Here is an 18,733-nt window from a genome sequence, read left to right as displayed (position 1 = left end):
CGGTGATGTTGCAGGTTAGAGGCTTCAGGCGCCAGGGCGAAGCCTTGTATGCTGTGTGCCCCGCCATCGAACAAGGAACGCTCCGTGCTGCTGTTGAAACTCGTGCTGATCCCCGGTTTTCTCCTGCTGATTTCCCTGGCCGGCAAGCGCTGGGGACCGAGCGTCGCGGGATGGCTATCGGGGTTGCCGGTCGTGGTCGGGCCGATCCTGTTTTTCCTCGCGGTCGAGCAAGGTCCGGCATTTGCGACCCAGTCGGCGATTGCGGCGCTGTCGGCCATGGCGGCGATGATTACCTTCTGCGTGGTCTACGCCCAGGCCGCGCAACGCTGCAACTGGCCGGCGGCGCTGCTGATTGCCCTGTTGAGTTGGAGCCTGGTGGCGGTAGTGCTGTCAGTGCTGCCCGCGTCGCTGCTGTTGTCGACGATCGCTGCGGCCACCGCCTTGCTCGCGGCACCCCACCTGTTCCCCACCGTACAGCCCTTGCTCGCAGGCCCCGCGCCGAAGTCCGATAAACTGTTGCTGCGCATGCTGGCCGGGGCGTTGCTGACCCTGGCGGTGACCTGGTTCGCCAGCACCCTGGGTGAGCGCTGGAGCGGTTTGCTCGCGGTGTTCCCGGTGCTTGGCAGCGTAATGGCGGTGTTCTCCCAGCAAACCCGGGGGCCGGCATTCACCGCCGCGCTGCTCCGCGCCACCGCTACCGGCATGTACGCCTTCGCGGCCTTTTGCCTGACCCTGGCCTTGACCTTGCCGCGCTGGGGCGGCTGGGCCTTTGTGCTCGCAGTGGCGGTGGCGCTGGTGATGCTGCTGCTAACCAAGCGGCGGGCCGCGCCCTCACACCTGCGCAGCGGGACGGCGCCGTCGGTCAAACCCTGAGGACCGAGCCGCCGGCAAGTTCGTGCTGGAGTGAGTGAGGGACCCCGTGGGATGATCGTCACCCCGCGCGATCACACCCGGAGACTCGCATGTCGCTGCTGAAAAAAATCATCGTCAGTAAAGCCGCTGTTCTGTTGCTGACAGCGCTCACCACCTTCGGCGCCGCCAGCGTCTACGCCGCCAGCCAGCCGACGACCAAGACTGCAACCGCGGAAAAAGTCGCGGTGCTGGGCAACAAATTCACCTTCAGCCTACCCAAGGGCTTTATTGCCAACCCATTGCCCGGCGGTGATGCGTCCAATGGCACGTCCGGCGCCAAGGGCACCATGTACACCAATCAGCAAAGCAAAACCGTGCTGATCATCGCCGAAAACACCCTGCCCGAAGGCCTCAGCGTCAAAGACAACGACGCAGTATTTCTCGACGAGTCCATCTCCGGTTTCGCCAGCCAGCAACGCGAAGCCCTGGCCGGTTTCAACAAACAAAGCGAAAAAAGTCTGACCATCAAAGGCCTCGGCCTGCGCCAGATCGACTTCACTGCCACCCAGGGCGGCGGCCCGACCCTCAACACCAGCCTGCTGGCCGGCTCCGGCACGCAGATGATGCTGATTCAGATCATCTCCCGCGCCGACGACCAGGCCGGGCACGCGGCCCTGGTGAAGAGCATCCTCGGCGAAAAATAACCCGGTGAGCTACTGATTAAGTCGTAACAGCCAGGCGTTGAGGTCCTCGATCTCCCGCTCGCTGATACTGTGCCCGAGCCCCGGATACGCATGGAACTCGGGCACCAGGCCCAGCCCCGACAACAGGCTGTTGGCGTCACTGCCATCGGTGAAAGGCAAGCGCTGGTCATCCGTACCGTGTCCGATGAAAATCGCCAGCGAGGCCTGCGCCGGGTCGGCCTTGAGCTGACTGCGCAGCACCGGCAGCACCTTGCCACTCAACGCCGCTATCCCACGCACCGCCGTGGGATGACGCAGCGCGACCTCGTAAGACATGATCGCGCCCTGACTGAAGCCCACCAGGAATACCCGATCGGCCGTGGTGTGATACTTGTTCGCCGCCTTCGTGACAAAGTCCGCCAGCAACGCGGCACTGCGCTGCAAGTCATCGCTGTCGCCGTCGTACGCCCCGTCCCCCTTCTTGTGAAACCACTGATAACTGCCCTGCTCCAGCACCTGCGGCGCACGTACTGCCAAATAGGTATAGGACGCCGGCAATCCCTCCTTGAGACTAAACAGATCCGCCTCGTTGCTGCCGTAGCCATGAAGAAAAATCACCAGCGGCTGATTGGCCGAGCCGGGGGTCGATTGTTCGAGGTATTGCAGCGGCAGATCGTCGTGCAGCACCGATTGGGCCTGGACGACCGGGGATACCAGCAACAGAAATACGGCAAACAACTTGAGCATGGACCTTCCTTTAATCGGGCGGGTTCGCGGGGCAGCGTAGCATGCGAGCGGAAGTGGGGAATGGATGGAGGCCGGAGTGCAGCGACCTTGGTCAAGGGCGGCAAGGACTGCGTCCTCGAACGCAGCCTCGTGGGCTCGACAGCTGCTACGGGGGATGGGGGTATTGCCGAGATCTGTGGTTTTTGCTGGGCCGGCACTCCGGTGCTTGTAAAAAAAGTGGCAACCGTATCAACGGTGGCCACCTTTTCCAACGCTGAAATTACTCGCCGTAAACGTCGAAATTGAAGTACTTGTCCTGTACTTGCTTGTACTTGCCATTGGCGCGGATTTCAGTGATAGCGGTGTTGAACTTGTCCGCCAGCTCCTTATCGCCCTTGCGCACGGCAATGCCCGCACCGCCGCCGAAGTACTTCGCGTCTTCATAGGTCGGGCCAACAAACGCAAAACCTTTACCGGCGTCGGTTTTCAGGAAACCGTCGTCCAGGGTGACCGAGTCGGCCAGCATCGCGTCGAGGCGGCCGGAGACCATGTCCAAATTGACTTCCTGCTGTGAGCCGTAGCGCACCAGGACGATACCGGCCGGCTGCAGCACTTCGGTGGCGAAACGGTCGTGGGTACTGGCACGCAGAACCCCGACTTTCTTACCCTTGAGCTCGGTCAGCGGGTCCTTGATGTCGGATCCAGCCTTCATCACGAAGCGTGCCGGGGTGTGGTAGTACTTGATGCTGAAGTCGACGTTCTTCTTGCGGTCGTCAGTGATGGTCATGGACGACAGGATCGCGTCGATTTTCTTGACCTTGAGCGCGGGAATCAGGCCATCGAATTCCTGCTCGACCCAGGTGCACTTGACTTGCATCTGCGCGCACAGCGCGTCGCCGATGTCCACGTCGAAACCGGTCAGCTTGCCGTCAGGGGTTTTCATCGAGAACGGCGGGTAACCGGCTTCGATACCGATACGGATCGGCTTGGCGTCTGCGGCTACAGCCGAGAGGGACAACACGGACAGTGCCAGAGCACCGAACATCACTAGCTTCTTCATTTATAACTCCTGTGTGCGGAGACTCTTATTGGCAACTTCGACGGTAGCTTGTGGCTAGTATTTATCGAAGTGGCCGGCAGTCTAGAGCTGCACCCAGCGAGCAAATTGTGTATATGCGACAAATAGTTATAGAAAAGTGGCGAAGGTAGGAGCGTCAATGCCCCCCCTGCGCCGACGCGCTGAAATGGCCTACAGACGCGCGACGCTTTGCGTCATGATGCCTGCGCAGTCCGACATTCACCTGCGACGGTTTCCAGCCCATGTCCGCACCTTCAAATACATTGCAGTTGATTCAGCACCACCCTGCCGAAGGCCCGGGAGCCATTGCCACCTGGGCGCAATCCCGGGGCCTGACCCTGGAGATATTCCGCGCTGACCTCGGGCACCTGCCTGCAGCGAGTGCGACGCCGGTGATTATCCTGGGAGGGCCTTACGAATCCAACGCCGGTCCCGCGTGGCTGGCGCAAGAACGCCAGTGGCTGGCTGCCAGCTTGGCGCAGGGGGCGCCGGTGTTCGCCATCTGCCTGGGGGCGCAATTGCTGGCCCTGAGCCTGGGCGGCCAGGTGCGGCGCATGGCCACGACTGAAACCGGCTGGACCGCCGTCAACTTTGCCGATGGCGCGGCATTAAAGGTCCTTGAGTGGCACGAAGACGCGATTGACCTGCCGCCCGATGCCCGGCTGTTGGCCAGCAGCGCGATATGTGCAGAGCAAATGTATGACGTCGGCCCGACCCGTGTCGGCTTGCAGTTCCACCCGGAATGGAATGCCGAGTCGGTTGCCGAGCTCAACGTCCATTTCGCCGACGAATCGCCCCTGCCCCGCAACCAGGACCACAGCGCGGCGTACCGCCAGGTGTACGACTGGCTGCAAGTGACGCTGGATCAGTGGCACCTCGCCGCAACCGCGGCCTCCCGGTAACGCACGCTCAACACTCGCAGCCAATCGCCACCTCGGCCCGCGCTGCGCCTGTGTCACTCAACTCGAATCCTTCATCCAGCCACCCGGTCACACCGCCGATCATTTCCTTGACCGGGTACTCCAGCGCCGCCAGTTTCACCGCGGCCTTGTTGGCGCCGTTGCAATGGGGGCCGGCGCAATACACCACGAACAAAGTGTCCTTGGGGTAGCCCGCCAACAATCCGGCCGTGATCAGGCGGCCGGGAATGTTGATCGCCCCCGGTAGATGTCCGCGCTGGTAAGCCAAAGGCCCACGCACATCCACCAGAACAAAATCCACTGCACCCGCCTCCTGGCTGCTGAAGACGTCGGAACAATCGGTTTCAAAGGTCAGGCGGTTGCTGAAATGCATCAGCGCAACGGCGCAAGGGGCGGCAGGAATGGCGCGAACCAGGCTGGTCATGGGTGTTCTCCAAAGCAAGTGTGGGCTTGCCAGCACTGTATCGAATCGACCTGAAGCGCTACAGTGGCGCACAAGACACTCACTGGGAACTTTCCGCCAAATGCACCGCACCCCCGGTTCTGTAGCGATCCTGGCCTACGACGGCCTCTGCACTTTTGAGTTTGGCATTGCGGTGGAGATCTTCGGCCTGGCACGGCCCGAGTTCGACTTCCCCTGGTACCAGCACCAGATCGTCGCCGTCGACCAGGGTCCGATGCGGGCTACCGGCGGCATTCAGGTATTGGCCGATGGCGGCATGGAACTGCTGGAAACCGCCCGCACCATCATTATTCCCGGCTGGCGCAGCCGCAGCGAGCCGGTGCCCGCCGCCCTGTTGGCGGCATTGTGCCGGGCCCACGGGCGCGGGGCGCGCCTGGTGTCGATCTGTTCCGGGGTATTTGTCCTGGCGGCCAGCGGTCTGCTCGACGGCTTGCGCGCCACGACCCACTGGCGCTACACCGACGAATTGGGCGCGCGCTACCCCAACATCCTGGTGGACCCGGACGTGCTGTACGTGGACTCGGGCCAGTTGATCACCTCGGCCGGCAGTGCCGCCGGCATCGATGCCTGCCTGCACCTGGTGGCGCGAGATTTTGGCACCCAGGTGGCCAACTCGGTGGCGCGCCGCTTGGTGATGTCACCGCAACGCACCGGCGGCCAGGCGCAGTTCATCCCCGCCCCCGTCAGTCGCACACCCCGCAGCGACCTGTCACGGGTGATGCAATGGGCTCGCGAGCGTTTACATGAACCGCTGGAAGTGCGCGACCTGGCCAGCCAGGCAGCAATGAGCGAGCGTACTTTCCTGCGCCGTTTCAGCGAAGCCACCGGGGCCTCGCCCAAGTCCTGGCTGCAACAGCAACGCCTGGCCCGCGCCCGCGAACTGCTGGAAAGCAGCCGGCACACCACAGAGCAGATCGCGCAGCAGTGCGGCTATCGCAGTGTGGAAAGTTTTCGTGTGGCATTTCGCACGGTGGTCGGGCTGGCGCCGTCGGTGTATCGCGAGCGTTTTGGTCGCGGCGAGCAGGCGCTGCCGGCCTAGGACAGAAACGCCAGCACCCGCCCACACCATAGGCGCGGGCGGGTGCCGGGAGGGGCGTGGTTTACTGGCCGCTACGGAGCATTTCCTTGGGCACATACTTGCCGATTTCGAACTTGCCGATCGCCGCACGGTGCACTTCGTCCGGGCCATCGGCCAGGCGCAAGGTGCGTTGCATGGCGTACATGTAGGCCAGCGGGAAATCGTTGGACACCCCGGCACCGCCATGGATCTGGATCGCCCGGTCGATGACGCGCAAGGCCACGTTCGGGGCGACCACCTTGATCTGGGCGATTTCGCTTTTCGCCACTTTGTTACCCACGGTGTCCATCATGTAGGCAGCCTTGAGGGTCAGCAGGCGTGCCATGTCGATTTCCATCCGCGAGTCGGCAATCTTGTCGATGTTACCGCCCAGGCGTGCCAGCGGTTTGCCGAAGGCGGTGCGATTGACCGAGCGCTTGCACATCAATTCCAGCGCGCGCTCGGCCATCCCGATCGAACGCATGCAGTGGTGAATGCGGCCCGGGCCGAGGCGACCCTGAGCAATCTCGAATCCACGACCTTCGCCCAACAGCACGTTTTCATAGGGCACACGGACGTTTTCGAACAGCACCTCGGCGTGACCGTGAGGTGCATCGTCGTAGCCGAACACCGGCAGCGGACGCAGGATTTTTACCCCGGGGGTGTCCACTGGCACCAGGATCATCGAGTGCTGCGCATGGCGCGGCGCATCCGGGTTGCTCAGGCCCATGAAGATCAGAATCTTGCAGCGCGGGTCGCAGGCCCCGGAGGTCCACCATTTTTTGCCATTGATTACCCACTGGTCGCCATCGCGCTCGGCGCGGGCCGCCATGTTGGTGGCATCGGATGAAGCTACGTCTGGCTCGGTCATGGCGAACGCCGAACGAATCTCGCCGCGCAGCAGCGGTTCGAGCCAACGCTGTTTCTGCTCTTCGTTGGCGTAGCGCACCAGCACTTCCATATTGCCGGTGTCCGGCGCCGAGCAGTTGAAGGGTTCCGGCCCCAGCAGGGAGCGACCCATGATCTCCGCCAACGGTGCGTATTCGAGGTTGCTCAGGCCGGCGCCCAGTTCCGATTCCGGCAGGAACAGGTTCCACAGGCCTTCGGCCTTGGCCTTGCTTTTCAGTTCTTCCATGATCGCGGTGGGCTGCCAGCGATCGCCTTCGGCGACCTGGCGCTCAAACACGGCTTCGGCTGGATAAACGTAAGCATCCATAAACGCAGTCACGCGTTCACGCAATTCCTGAACCTTGGGCGAATAAGCGAAATCCATGGGCAGCTACCTTTTTTGACGAGGTGATGAAGTCGTATTTGAGGGCATGAATTGATGCTAGATCAGCGTTGATAATTTACCTAGCCTATTCTCGGCGTGTATTAACATTCATCACCGATATATGATCGACTTATCGAGCCCACCTAAAACAAGAGCGTAGTGACATGAATCTGAGCAAGGTCGACCTCAACCTTTTCATCGTCTTCGATGCCATCTACACCGAAGCCAACCTGACCCGTGCCGGGCAGATCGTCGGCATTACCCAACCCGCAGTGTCCAACGCTCTGGCCCGCCTGCGCGAGACCTTCAACGACCCGCTATTCGTACGCACGGCCCAGGGCATGGTGCCAACACCCATGGCGCAGAACATCATCGGCCCGGTGCGCAACGCGCTCTCGCTGTTGCGGGTATCGGTCCAGGAAAGTCGGATCTTCAACCCGCTGCAGGCGGTCAAGACTTACCGCATCAGCATGACCGACCTCACGGAAGCGGTGATCCTGCCGCCGTTGTTCCAGCGCCTGCGCCGCCTGGCCCCGGGCGTAATCATCGAGAGTTTCCTGTCCAAGCGCCGCGAAACCACCAAGGAACTGGCCGCCGGTCGCCTGGACTTCGCCGTCGATGCGCCGCTCAACACCGACCCGCAAGTGCGCCACGTCAAACTCATGGAAGACCGCTACGTCTGCGCCATGCGCAAGGGCCACCCCATGGCCGGCAAGGAAAAATTCAGTCTCGACGATTACCTGTCCCTGACCCACATCCATATTTCCAGCCGCCGCAGCGGCCTGGGCCATGTCGACCTGGCACTGGGCAAGATGGGCATCCAGCGCAAGATCGCCCTGCGGTCGCAGCATTACCTGATGGCCTCCCAGGTCCTGCAGCAAACCGACATGGTGATGACCGTGCCGGAGCGTTTTGCCCGCCGCCATGAACTGCAATCATTCTTGCTGCCGGTCAACGATGTGCCCCCGGTGGCAACGCACCTGTACTGGCACGAAAGCACCGACCAGGACCCGGCCAACCGCTGGATGCGCGAGCAGATGATCGAGTTGTGCCAGCAGGTCACCGCGCACGAGAAGAAGCTGGACAAGCAGCAAACTTGAGGGCGGGTATCGGACAATCAGGGCTGGCGCAGTGCTTGCAGCTTGACGTTTACGTCAAGCTGACATTAGCTTAGCGCCAAGCCCCTTTTTCGAGCGCGCCATGAGCAGCCAGACCTACAGCATTTCCGACCTCGCCCGCGAGCTCGACATCACCACCCGCGCCATTCGCTTTTATGAAGAGCAAGGCCTGCTGAGTCCCGAGCGGCGCGGGCAGGAGCGGATCTACTCGCCTCGGGACAAGGTCAGCCTGAAGCTGATCCTGCGGGGCAAGCGCATTGGTTTTTCCCTGGCCGAATGCCGCGAACTGATCGAACTCTACGACCCCACCAGCGGTAACACCAAGCAGTTGAACAGCATGCTGGCAAAAATCAGCGAGCGCCGTGAACAGCTGGAACAGCAACTGCTGGACATCGAACAGATGAAGCTGGAACTCGACACCGCCGAAGAGCGCTGCGTCCAGGCGCTGGAACAGACCCTCAAGAGCCAGCAGGCCGCGCCTTCACACTCCTAACCACAGGTGAACCTGATATGTCCCTCCCCTCCCATGTACGCCTGATCGAAGTCGGCCCGCGCGATGGCCTGCAAAACGAAGCCCAGCCGATCAGCGTCGCCGACAAGGTGCGGCTGGTCGACGCGTTGACGGCCGCAGGCCTCGATTACATCGAAGTCGGCAGCTTCGTTTCGCCCAAGTGGGTCCCGCAGATGGCCGGCTCCGCCGAGGTGTTCGCGCAAATCCAGCGCAAGCCCGGGGTCACCTACGGCGCGCTGGCGCCCAACCTGCGGGGGTTCGAAGACGCCATGGCCGCCGGGGTCAAGGAAGTCGCGGTGTTCGCCGCCGCCTCCGAAGCCTTCTCGCAACGCAACATCAATTGCTCGATCAGCGAAAGCCTGGAGCGATTTGTGCCGATCATGGACGCCGCCCGCCAACACGGCGTCAGCGTGCGCGGTTACGTGTCCTGTGTGCTGGGCTGTCCGTACGAAGGTGACGTGGCCCCGGAGCAGGTGGCCCTGGTCGCCCGCGAGCTGTATGCCATGGGCTGCTATGAGGTGTCCCTGGGTGACACCATCGGCACCGGTACCGCCGGCGCTACCCGCCGGATGTTCGAGGTAGTGGGCGCGCAGGTGCCACGGGACAAGCTGGCCGGCCACTTCCATGACACCTACGGCCAGGCCATGGCCAACGTCTATGCCAGCCTGCTGGAAGGCATCGCGGTGTTCGACAGCTCCATCGCCGGCCTGGGCGGTTGCCCGTACGCCAAGGGCGCCAGCGGTAACGTGGCCACCGAAGACGTGCTGTACCTGCTCAACGGCCTGGGGATCGAGACGGGGGTGGATATGCAGCAGTTGCTGGTGGCCGGCCAGCAGATCTGCGACGTCCTGGGGCGAGTAACGGGTTCGCGCGTGGCCAAGGCCCGCAGCGCCCAGTAAATGTGTCGCGGGGTGTTACCGCCCCGCAACAAAACGAGTAACACGGAAACAACCTGCAGGGTTTTTGAGCCAGGTTTTTTTCGACAAAATACTAAATCTTTGATTTTAAAGGAATTTTAAAAGTTGGCACGGGTTCTGCTATCTCTATGGCATAACAAGAACAAAAAAAGCGGCAAACCTAATAAAAATAAGACGTAACGACTCTGACATAACAAAAACAACACGGCAGAGACGCAGCTAACAGATTTTTTTGGAGAAGGTGTGCTTTTCAGGGTGCTGCTTGCAGTGACCCGCAACCGGGCAGAGAACAATAAAACTACCTTCAGGTAGCTCCCGAACTGGTTGGATCGCTTGGCGAGAAAGCAGATCAGCGCTCAAAAAAATACGTTTGCTCTTGACCCCGCATGGGGGTCGCACAAAACAGCGGTAAAGGGCCACGGTTGCCAAAAACAACAATAAACCGCCCCTTAATAATAAAAAAAGAGCACGCAACGACAAATTAAAGGGGAGCTTCGGCTCCCCTTTGTGCTGTCTGGGGTTTGGGTGCGCCCATCGCCCACCGTGTGAGCGAGCCTGCTCGCGATAGCGTCGATGCATTCAACACCCATGCTGGATGTACGATCGCCTTCGCGAGCAAGCTCGCTCCTACAGTGGCTTTGGGCGCCCGCTTGCGGCGCCTGCTTGCGGTGCCCGCTTGCGGCGCCCGCTTGCGCCCCGCCCCCCACCGTCAGCCCTTGGTCTTGCGCTGCTCCTCGATAGAGATCTCGCGCATCTTGAACTTCTGGATCTTGCCGGTCACGGTCATCGGGAACTCCTCGACGAACTTGAAGTGACGTGGCGTCTTGAAGTGGGCAATGCGCTCCTTGCACCAGGTTTGCAGTTCAAGCTCGTTGGCGCTGTGGCCAGGGTGGAACTTGATCCAGGCGACAATCTCCTCGCCATACTTCTCGCACGGAATGCCAATTACCTGCACGTCCGCCACCGCCGGGTGGGTGAAGAAGAACTCTTCCAGCTCGCGCGGGTAAATATTCTCACCGCCACGAATGATCATGTCCTTGTTACGCCCGGCAATGCACACATAGCCCTCTTCGTTCATGGTCGCCAGGTCGCCGGTGTGCATCCAGCCCGCCTGGTCGATGGCTTCAGCGGTGCCTTCGGGGTTGTTCCAGTAGCCGAGCATCACGCTGTAGCCGCGGGTGCACAGTTCACCAATGGTGCCGCGGGGCACGAGGTTGCCGGCCTCATCAATGATCTTGCTTTCCAATTGCGGCTGGGTGCGGCCGACGGTGGTCACCCGCAGCTCCAGATTGTCCGCAGGACCGGTCTGCAACGACACCGGACTGGTTTCCGTCATGCCGTAGGCAATCTGCACTTCGTTCATGTGCATTTCACTGATGACCCGGCGCATCACTTCGATCGGGCAGGTCGCCCCGGCCATGATGCCGGTGCGCAGGGACGACAGGTCAAATTCCTTGCGCCGCGGGTGATCGAGCATGGCGATGAACATGGTCGGCACGCCATACAAGCCAGTGGCCTGTTCCTGGGCTACGGTTTCCAGGGTCAGCAAGGGGTCGAAAGCGTCGTTGGGGTAGATCATGGTGGTGCCATGGGTGATGCACCCCAGATTGCCCATCACCATGCCGAAGCAGTGATACAGCGGCACCGGGATCACCAGGCGATCGTCTGCCGTCAGCCCGAGGCTTTCGCCGACCATGTAGCCATTGTTGAGGATGTTGTAGTGACTGAGGGTGGCGCCCTTGGGGAAACCGGTGGTGCCGGAGGTGTACTGAATGTTCACGGCCTGGTCGAAATGCAGGCTGTTCTGCCGCGCCTTGAGCTGTTCGGGCGGCACCCCAGCCCCCAGCTCCGTCAGTTGCGACCAGGGCAGGAAGCCTGCGGGTGGCTGCGGGTCGAGGCTGATGACGCCGCGCAGTTGCGGCAAGCGCTCGCACTGCAATTGGCCGACCGGGTGTTGCGCCAGCTCCGGCGCCAGGCCTTGCAGCATGGCGTGGTAATCGGAGGTCTTGAAGGAGCCGGCACATACCAGCCACTGGCAACCGGACTGCTTGAGCACGTACTCCAGCTCCGAGCTGCGATAGGCCGGGTTGATGTTGACCAGGATCACCCCGATCTTCGCGCTGGCGAACTGGCTGATGCACCACTGGGCACAATTGGGCGCCCAGACACCGAGGCGGTCCCCGGCCTGCAGGCCTAGCGCCAGCAGCGCCCTGGCGTGCAGCTCCACCGCCTCGGCCAGTTGCGTCCAGCTGTAGCGCAACTGCTGGTGGCGGACCACCAACGCTTCGCCCTGCGGGTAGCGGGCGACCGTGTTGTCGAATGCCTGGCCAATGGTCATCGCCAGCAAGGCTTTGTCCTGTGAGCCACGGGTGTAGCTGTGCTGTGGGTGAGCACTGTGTTGATCCATGACGACCCCTATTGTCTTTATTTTAGGAGCGAGGCTTGCCCGCGATAGGCCTGCCGCAGTTAGGCTGAAAGTGCACATTATCGTTCATCGCGAGCAAGCTCAGCTCCTACAGAGTCGCTCAAGTTGACGTTAACGTAAAGGGCGATTGACAGCCATTCGTCTCAGGTTTACGTTAACGTAAAGGTGACAGTCGACTCGGCGCGCATCGCAGGCCGATTCTCCATTGATAAAAACAAGTTTAAAGGTGCCCCATGAGCTATCCGTCTCTGAACTTTGCCCTCGGCGAAACTATCGACATGCTGCGTGATCAGGTCCGCGCATTCGTCAGCAAAGAGATCGCGCCCCGCGCCGCCCAGATCGACATCGACAACCTGTTCCCCGCGGACCTGTGGCGCAAGTTCGGCGACATGGGGCTGCTGGGCATCACGGTCGCGGAAGAGTACGGCGGTGCCGGCCTGGGTTACCTGGCCCACGTGGTCGCGATGGAAGAAATCAGCCGCGGTTCGGCGTCGGTCGCCCTGTCCTACGGCGCCCACTCCAACCTGTGCGTCAACCAGATCAACCGTAACGGCAACCACGAGCAGAAAACCAAGTACCTGCCCAAGCTGATCAGCGGCGAACACATCGGCGCGCTGGCCATGAGCGAGCCGAATGCCGGTTCCGACGTGGTATCGATGAAGCTGCGTGCCGATAAACGCGGCGACCACTATGTGCTCAACGGCAGCAAGACCTGGATCACCAACGGTCCGGACGCCAATACCTATGTGATCTACGCCAAGACCGACCTGGAAAAGGGTCCACACGGGATCACCGCGTTCATCGTCGAGCGTGACTGGAAAGGCTTCAGCCGCAGCAACAAATTCGACAAGCTGGGCATGCGTGGCTCCAACACCTGCGAGCTGTTCTTTGACGACGTCGAAGTCCCGCAGGAGAACATCCTCGGCGTGCTCAACGGTGGCGTCAAAGTCCTGATGAGCGGCCTGGACTATGAGCGCGTGGTCCTGTCCGGCGGCCCGACCGGGATCATGCAAGCCTGCATGGACCTGATCGTGCCCTACATCCACGACCGCAAGCAGTTCGGCCAGAGCATCGGCGAATTCCAGCTGATCCAGGGCAAGGTCGCCGACATGTACACCCAGCTCAACGCCAGCCGCGCCTACCTGTATGCGGTGGCCCAGGCCTGCGAGCGTGGCGAAACCACCCGCAAGGACGCCGCCGGGGTAATCCTCTACAGCGCCGAACGTGCTACCCAGATGGCCCTCGACGCGATCCAGATCCTGGGGGGCAACGGTTACATCAACGAATTCCCGGCCGGCCGCCTGCTGCGCGACGCGAAGCTGTACGAAATCGGTGCCGGCACCAGTGAGATCCGTCGCATGCTGATCGGTCGCGAACTGTTTAACGAAACCCGCTAACGGAGCTGTCCATGGCCATCCTGCACACCCAGCTCAACCCCCGCTCGGCGGAGTTCGCCAGTAACAGCGCGGCGATGCTTGCCCAGGTCGACGCGCTGCACACCCTGCTCGCCCAGGTCCAGCAAGGCGGCGGCGCCAAGGCCCAGGAGCGGCATACCTCACGGGGTAAACTGCTGCCCCGCGAGCGGATCAACCGCTTGCTCGACCCCGGCTCACCCTTCCTGGAAATCAGCCAGTTGGCGGCGTACCAGGTGTATGGCGAAGACGTGCCGGCAGCGGGTGTGATTGCCGGTATCGGCCGGGTCGAAGGCGTTGAATGCATGATCGTTGCCAACGATGCCACGGTCAAAGGCGGCTCCTACTACCCACTGACGGTGAAAAAACACCTGCGGGCCCAGACCATTGCCCAGCAGAATCGCCTGCCGTGCATCTACCTGGTGGACTCCGGCGGAGCCAACCTGCCACGCCAGGATGAGGTGTTCCCGGACCGTGAGCACTTCGGCCGGATCTTCTTCAACCAGGCCAACATGAGCGCCATGGGCATTCCCCAGATCGCCGTGGTCATGGGTTCCTGCACCGCCGGTGGGGCTTATGTGCCGGCCATGGCCGACGAAGCCATCATGGTGCGTGAGCAGGCGACGATTTTCCTCGCCGGGCCACCGCTGGTGAAAGCCGCGACCGGTGAAGTGGTGAGTGCCGAAGACCTCGGCGGGGCCGATGTGCACTGCAAGATTTCCGGGGTTGCCGACCACTACGCCGACAGCGACGAACACGCCCTGGCCCTGGCCCGGCGCAGCGTCGCCAACCTCAACTGGCGCAAGCTGGGCGAGCTGCAGCAGCGCACGCCGATTGCCCCGCTGTTTGCCAGCGACGAGCTGTACGGCGTGGTTCCGGCTGACGCCAAGCAACCGTTTGATGTGCGTGAAGTGATCGCGCGCCTGGTCGACGGCTCGGTATTCGATGAGTTCAAGGCGCTGTTCGGCACCACCCTGGTCTGCGGTTTTGCCCATCTGCACGGTTACCCGATCGCAATCCTCGCCAACAACGGCATCCTCTTCGCCGAAGCCGCGCAGAAAGGCGCGCACTTCATCGAACTGGCCTGCCAGCGCGGGATTCCCCTGCTGTTCCTGCAAAACATCACCGGTTTCATGGTCGGCCAGAAGTACGAAGCCGGCGGCATCGCCAAGCACGGCGCCAAACTGGTGACGGCGGTGGCCTGTGCCAAGGTGCCGAAGTTCACGGTGATCATTGGCGGCAGTTTCGGCGCCGGTAACTACGGCATGTGCGGGCGCGCCTACGATCCACGGTTCCTGTGGATGTGGCCCAACGCGCGCATCGGCGTGATGGGGGCCGAGCAGGCCGCAGGCGTGCTGGTGCAGGTCAAGCGCGAGCAGGCCGAACGCAGCGGCCAGGACTTCAGCGCAGCCCAGGAAGCCGAGATCAAGCAGCCGATCCTCGATCAGTACGAAGAACAGGGCCACCCCTACTACTCCAGTGCGCGTTTGTGGGACGACGGGGTCATTGACCCGGCGCAAACCCGTGACGTGCTGGCGCTGGCGTTGTCCGCTTCGCTGAACGCAGCGGTCGAACCGACCCGCTTTGGCGTGTTCCGGATGTGATCCCGCGGGCGCCAGGCTACCCGCGAAAAGAGCGCTTGAGATAAGCGCAATGACGTTCGCCGGCAAGCCCGACGCCTGCATCGAAGAGTTGTGCAGAGGTTACACATGAGCGACTTCAATACCCTGGAACTGCTGACCGATCCCCGTGGTTTCGCCACGCTCTGGCTCAGCCGCGAAGCCAAGAACAACGCGTTCAACGCCGAGATGATTCGTGAACTGATCCTGGCGCTGGACAAGGTCCAGGCCGATCCAAGCCTGCGTTTCCTGCTGGTGCGCGGCCGCGGCAAGCACTTCAGTGCCGGCGCCGACCTGGCCTGGATGCAGCAATCGGCCGAGCTCGATTACCACACCAACCTGGACGATGCCCGCGAGCTCGCCGAGTTGATGTACAACCTGGCCAAACTGAAGCTGCCGACCCTGGCCGTGGTCCAGGGCGCGGCCTTTGGCGGCGCGGTGGGCCTGGTCAGTTGCTGCGACCTGGCGATCGGCACCGACGACGCGCAGTTCTGCCTGTCGGAAGTGCGCATCGGTCTCGCGCCAGCGGTGATCAGCCCCTTCGTCGTGCAAGCCATCGGTGAGCGTGCAGCCCGTCGTTATGCGCTGACAGCCGAGCGCTTCAGTGGCCAGCGGGCCCGGGAACTGGGCCTGCTCAGCGAAAGCTATCCGGCCAGCGAGCTGGAGTCACAGGTCGAAAGCTGGATCAGCAACCTGCTGCTCAACAGCCCGCAAGCCATGCGCTCGAGCAAAGAATTGCTGCGTGAAGTCGGCAGCGGCGCACTGAACCCAGCCCTGCGCCGCTACTGCGAAAACGCCATTGCCCGGATCCGCGTCAGCCCCGAAGGCCAGGAAGGCTTGCGCGCCTTCCTGCACAAACGTCCGCCGAGCTGGCAGACAGCATCCACCACCAAGGAGCCGCGTTGATGAGCGCACCTGTACTCACCACCCTGCTGGTGGCCAACCGCGGCGAAATCGCTTGCCGGGTCATGCGCACCGCCAAGGCCCTGGGCCTGACCACCGTGGCCGTGCACAGCGCCACTGACCGTGACGCACGCCACAGCCGCGAAGCGGATATCCGCGTGGACCTGGGCGGCAGCAAAGCGGCCGACAGCTACCTGCAGATCGACAAATTGCTGGCCGCGGCCAAGGCCAGTGGCGCCCAGGCGATTCACCCCGGCTACGGCTTCCTTTCGGAGAACGCCGGCTTTGCCCGCGCCATCGAAAACGCCGGGCTGATTTTCCTCGGCCCACCGGCCTCGGCCATCGACGCCATGGGCAGCAAGTCTGCCGCCAAGGCCTTGATGGAAACCGCCGGCGTGCCGCTGGTCCCGGGGTATCACGGGCAAGCCCAGGACCTGGAAACCTTCCGCGTTGCCGCCGAGCGCATCGGCTACCCGGTGCTGCTCAAGGCCACGGCCGGTGGCGGCGGCAAGGGCATGAAAGTGGTCGAGGACACCAGCCAACTGGCCGAAGCCCTGGCCTCGGCCCAGCGTGAAGCGCTGTCATCGTTCGGCGACTCGCGGATGCTGGTGGAAAAGTACCTGCTCAAGCCGCGCCACGTGGAAATCCAGGTGTTCGCCGACCAACACGGCAACTGCCTGTACCTCAACGAACGGGACTGCTCGATTCAGCGTCGCCACCAGAAGGTGGTGGAAGAAGCCCCGGCCCCCGGCCTCAGCGCCGAGCTGCGTAAAGCCATGGGCGAAGCGGCGGTACGGGCTGCCCAGGCCATCGGTTATGTCGGGGCCGGCACCGTGGAGTTCCTGCTGGACTCGCGTGGCGAGTTCTTCTTCATGGAAATGAACACCCGCCTGCAGGTTGAACACCCGGTTACCGAAGCCATCACCGGCCTGGACCTGGTGGCCTGGCAGATTCGCGTCGCCCAGGGCGAGCAACTGCCGATGACCCAGGCGCAGGTGCCGCTGATCGGCCATGCGATCGAAGTGCGTCTGTACGCCGAAGACCCGAGCAACGACTTCCTGCCGGCTACCGGGCACCTGGCGCTGTACCGCGAATCAGCCCCGGGCCCGGGACGTCGAGTTGACAGTGGCGTCGAGGAAGGCGACGTGGTTTCGCCGTACTATGACCCGATGCTCGGCAAGCTGATTGCCTGGGGCGAGGACCGCGAACAGGCACGCCTGCGCTTGCTGAGCATGCTCGATGAGTTCGCCATTGGCGGCTTGAAGACCAACATCAGCTTCTTGCGCAGAATCGTCGCACACCCGGCATTCGCCGCAGCCGAACTGGACACCGGATTTATCCCACGCTACCAGGAACAATTGCTGCCGGCGCCCCAGGCACTCAGCGATGAGTTCTGGCACGCTGCCGCCCAGGCCTTCGCCCAAAGCCGGCGCCCCAACGTGCGCGGCGACGACCCGAGCTCACCTTGGGCCAACGGCAATGGCTTTCGTGCCGGCTTGCCGGCTGAAACCACCCTGCACCTGTGCTGTGAAGGCCAGGACCGGGCCACTACCCTGGCGCCGACCAACGCCCACACCGCCGAGCTCAAGGATGAGCAGTTGCGTGTCGAGCATCAGGGGCTGCGCCGCCAGTTGCGGGCGATTCGCCAGGACCAGCATCTGTACCTGCAGTGGGCAGGCGAGTTGCGTTGCATCAGCGAGTACGATCCGATTGCCGCGGTTGAAGCCAGCCACAGCCATCAAGGCGGCCTGACCGCCCCGATGAACGGCAGCATTGTCCGGGTGTTGGTCGAACCTGGGCAGACTGTGGAAGCCGGTGCGCCGCTGGTGGTGCTCGAAGCGATGAAGATGGAGCACAGCATTCGGGCGCCCCAGGATGGCGTGATCAAGGCCTTGTATTGCCAGGAAGGCGAGATGGTCACCGAAGGCAGCGCGCTGGTCGAGCTGGAGTAACCGAGAGTCACCTGCAGGTCCTGTGAGCCAGGACCTGCAGGTTTAAAACCGCGCGGTGGCCTGTACCACCACGCCGATGATCCGACACTGCTCGGTAAACAGGGCTTTGGGGTAGGTCGGATTCAAGGGCACCAGATAACGTTGCCCGCCTTCCTCGATCAATTTGCGAAAGGTCGCTTCGGCGCTGTCGACCCATTGCGCGATCACCAGTTTGCCCGGTACCGCTTCCACCGCCGGGTCGACCAGGATCAGCATGTCCTGGGCAATGCTGATGCCTGTGGGTGCGGTCATCGCATCCCCCACCACCACCAACCAGAAAGCTGCGCCCTGGGCATGGTAATCCGTCATCTCGGAGCGCCCGTTGCCGTAGGCCGGCACCTGGGCCTCGCGCACCTGCGACAGGACCCGCCAATCGCTCACCGGGTAACGAAAGTATGGGTTGTACTTTTGCGCCAGCGATCCCGGTTCTGCACCCTCGTCCTGCGCCTGCTCGACCTCCCTGAGCACCATGGCCACCTCGAGAAAACCCAATCCGAGTTCCTGCAACACCCGGTTCATGTCATCGAGGCTGGGCTGCCGGCGCTTGTTCAGCCAATGCCCGACGCCACCCTGTGACATGGCGAGACGCTCTGCGAGTTTTTCCTGAGTGATCCGTAGTTCACTCATCTTGGCCTTGACCAATTCAATCCATTTATCCATGGGCGGAACAATACTTCGCGCTGGCTGACCCTCAACACACACATTGTAGTATTTAATTTTTGGTCATGAATACAGTTAGTACTATTCTCTACCAACACCAACGGCCCCACCCTCGGAATAGGTAC

The 18,733-nt window shown here is 62.3% G+C and carries 17 protein-coding genes; 11 read left to right on the top strand and 6 right to left on the bottom strand.

What is annotated here, in order from left to right; genetic code table 11:
• Positions 1-84: 84 nt before the first annotated feature.
• The gene (locus PspS04_RS08770) at positions 85-873 is read left to right on the top strand and encodes a hypothetical protein (RefSeq protein WP_159994647.1); all 789 of its coding nucleotides are present in this window, start codon (positions 85-87) and stop codon (positions 871-873) included.
• 89 nt (positions 874-962) lie between these two features.
• Positions 963-1,556, top strand: coding sequence for a hypothetical protein (locus PspS04_RS08765; protein ID WP_095167865.1), 594 nt, complete (start codon positions 963-965; stop codon positions 1,554-1,556).
• Between the two features lie 9 nt (positions 1,557-1,565).
• Here PspS04_RS08765 and PspS04_RS08760 read toward each other — a convergent pair whose 3' ends face one another.
• Both PspS04_RS08760 and PspS04_RS08755 read right to left on the bottom strand, forming a co-directional pair.
• Entirely contained in the window at positions 1,566-2,282 is a 717-nt protein-coding gene (locus tag PspS04_RS08760) for an alpha/beta hydrolase (RefSeq protein WP_159994645.1), read from the bottom strand.
• A gap of 259 nt (positions 2,283-2,541) precedes the next feature.
• Complete coding sequence (locus PspS04_RS08755) at positions 2,542-3,321, bottom strand: ABC transporter substrate-binding protein (RefSeq protein WP_095167862.1); 780 nt, start codon at positions 3,319-3,321, stop codon at positions 2,542-2,544.
• A gap of 260 nt (positions 3,322-3,581) precedes the next feature.
• On the opposite strand from PspS04_RS08755, the gene PspS04_RS08750 reads away from it, so the two are divergent.
• The gene (locus PspS04_RS08750; RefSeq protein WP_159994644.1) at positions 3,582-4,241 is read left to right on the top strand and encodes a type 1 glutamine amidotransferase; all 660 of its coding nucleotides are present in this window, start codon (positions 3,582-3,584) and stop codon (positions 4,239-4,241) included.
• A gap of 7 nt (positions 4,242-4,248) precedes the next feature.
• On the opposite strand, the gene PspS04_RS08745 is transcribed toward PspS04_RS08750, so the two are convergent.
• Positions 4,249-4,683: a rhodanese-like domain-containing protein gene (locus PspS04_RS08745; RefSeq protein ID WP_159994642.1), complete on the bottom strand. Its 435-nt coding sequence runs from the start codon at positions 4,681-4,683 to the stop codon at positions 4,249-4,251.
• 100 nt (positions 4,684-4,783) lie between these two features.
• Between PspS04_RS08745 and ftrA the strand changes: the two genes are divergently transcribed.
• Positions 4,784-5,761: a transcriptional regulator FtrA gene (ftrA, locus tag PspS04_RS08740; RefSeq protein WP_159994640.1), complete on the top strand. Its 978-nt coding sequence runs from the start codon at positions 4,784-4,786 to the stop codon at positions 5,759-5,761.
• A gap of 61 nt (positions 5,762-5,822) precedes the next feature.
• Here ftrA and PspS04_RS08735 read toward each other — a convergent pair whose 3' ends face one another.
• Positions 5,823-7,052 carry an acyl-CoA dehydrogenase gene (locus PspS04_RS08735; protein WP_159994638.1) on the bottom strand — a complete coding sequence of 410 codons (1,230 nt, stop codon included), beginning with the start codon at positions 7,050-7,052 and terminating at the stop codon, positions 5,823-5,825.
• Positions 7,053-7,216: 164 nt separating this feature from the next.
• Here PspS04_RS08735 and PspS04_RS08730 point away from each other — a divergent pair, with 164 nt between their 5' ends.
• The 3 genes from PspS04_RS08730 to PspS04_RS08720 all read left to right on the top strand — a co-directional run bounded on the left by PspS04_RS08730 (position 7,217) and on the right by PspS04_RS08720 (position 9,580).
• Positions 7,217-8,152 (top strand): LysR family transcriptional regulator, encoded by a 936-nt coding sequence (locus PspS04_RS08730; protein ID WP_159994636.1) that lies wholly within the window; start codon positions 7,217-7,219, stop codon positions 8,150-8,152.
• A 100-nt stretch (positions 8,153-8,252) separates the two neighbouring features.
• Positions 8,253-8,663, top strand: a complete 411-nt coding sequence (locus PspS04_RS08725) for a MerR family transcriptional regulator (protein ID WP_095167852.1) — start codon at positions 8,253-8,255, stop codon at positions 8,661-8,663.
• A gap of 17 nt (positions 8,664-8,680) precedes the next feature.
• Complete coding sequence (locus tag PspS04_RS08720; RefSeq protein ID WP_159994634.1) at positions 8,681-9,580, top strand: hydroxymethylglutaryl-CoA lyase; 900 nt, start codon at positions 8,681-8,683, stop codon at positions 9,578-9,580.
• A 727-nt stretch (positions 9,581-10,307) separates the two neighbouring features.
• Here the strand turns inward: PspS04_RS08720 and PspS04_RS08715 are convergent.
• Positions 10,308-12,005 carry an AMP-binding protein gene (locus tag PspS04_RS08715; RefSeq protein WP_159994632.1) on the bottom strand — a complete coding sequence of 566 codons (1,698 nt, stop codon included), beginning with the start codon at positions 12,003-12,005 and terminating at the stop codon, positions 10,308-10,310.
• A 251-nt stretch (positions 12,006-12,256) separates the two neighbouring features.
• On the opposite strand from PspS04_RS08715, the gene PspS04_RS08710 reads away from it, so the two are divergent.
• The 4 genes from PspS04_RS08710 (at position 12,257) to PspS04_RS08695 (ending at position 17,909) form a co-directional block, all read left to right on the top strand.
• A complete protein-coding gene (locus PspS04_RS08710) occupies positions 12,257-13,420 on the top strand; it encodes an isovaleryl-CoA dehydrogenase (protein ID WP_095167847.1) in 1,164 nt (387 codons plus the stop codon).
• Positions 13,421-13,431: 11 nt separating this feature from the next.
• Entirely contained in the window at positions 13,432-15,039 is a 1,608-nt protein-coding gene (locus tag PspS04_RS08705; protein ID WP_159994630.1) for a carboxyl transferase domain-containing protein, read from the top strand.
• A gap of 105 nt (positions 15,040-15,144) precedes the next feature.
• Positions 15,145-15,960, top strand: a complete 816-nt coding sequence (locus PspS04_RS08700) for a gamma-carboxygeranoyl-CoA hydratase (protein ID WP_095167844.1) — start codon at positions 15,145-15,147, stop codon at positions 15,958-15,960.
• Positions 15,960-17,909, top strand: coding sequence for an acetyl-CoA carboxylase biotin carboxylase subunit (locus tag PspS04_RS08695; RefSeq protein WP_159994628.1), 1,950 nt, complete (start codon positions 15,960-15,962; stop codon positions 17,907-17,909). Before PspS04_RS08700 ends, PspS04_RS08695 begins: the two co-directional genes overlap by 1 nt.
• Before the next feature lie 42 nt (positions 17,910-17,951).
• On the opposite strand, the gene PspS04_RS08690 is transcribed toward PspS04_RS08695, so the two are convergent.
• Complete coding sequence (locus PspS04_RS08690; RefSeq protein ID WP_159994626.1) at positions 17,952-18,608, bottom strand: LexA family transcriptional regulator; 657 nt, start codon at positions 18,606-18,608, stop codon at positions 17,952-17,954.
• Positions 18,609-18,733 lie beyond the last annotated feature (125 nt).

Origin of the sequence: Pseudomonas sp. S04, from assembly GCF_009834545.1 — a bacterium.
Lineage (GTDB): Bacteria > Pseudomonadota > Gammaproteobacteria > Pseudomonadales > Pseudomonadaceae > Aquipseudomonas.
This window is presented reverse-complemented; position numbering and strand designations above follow the sequence as displayed.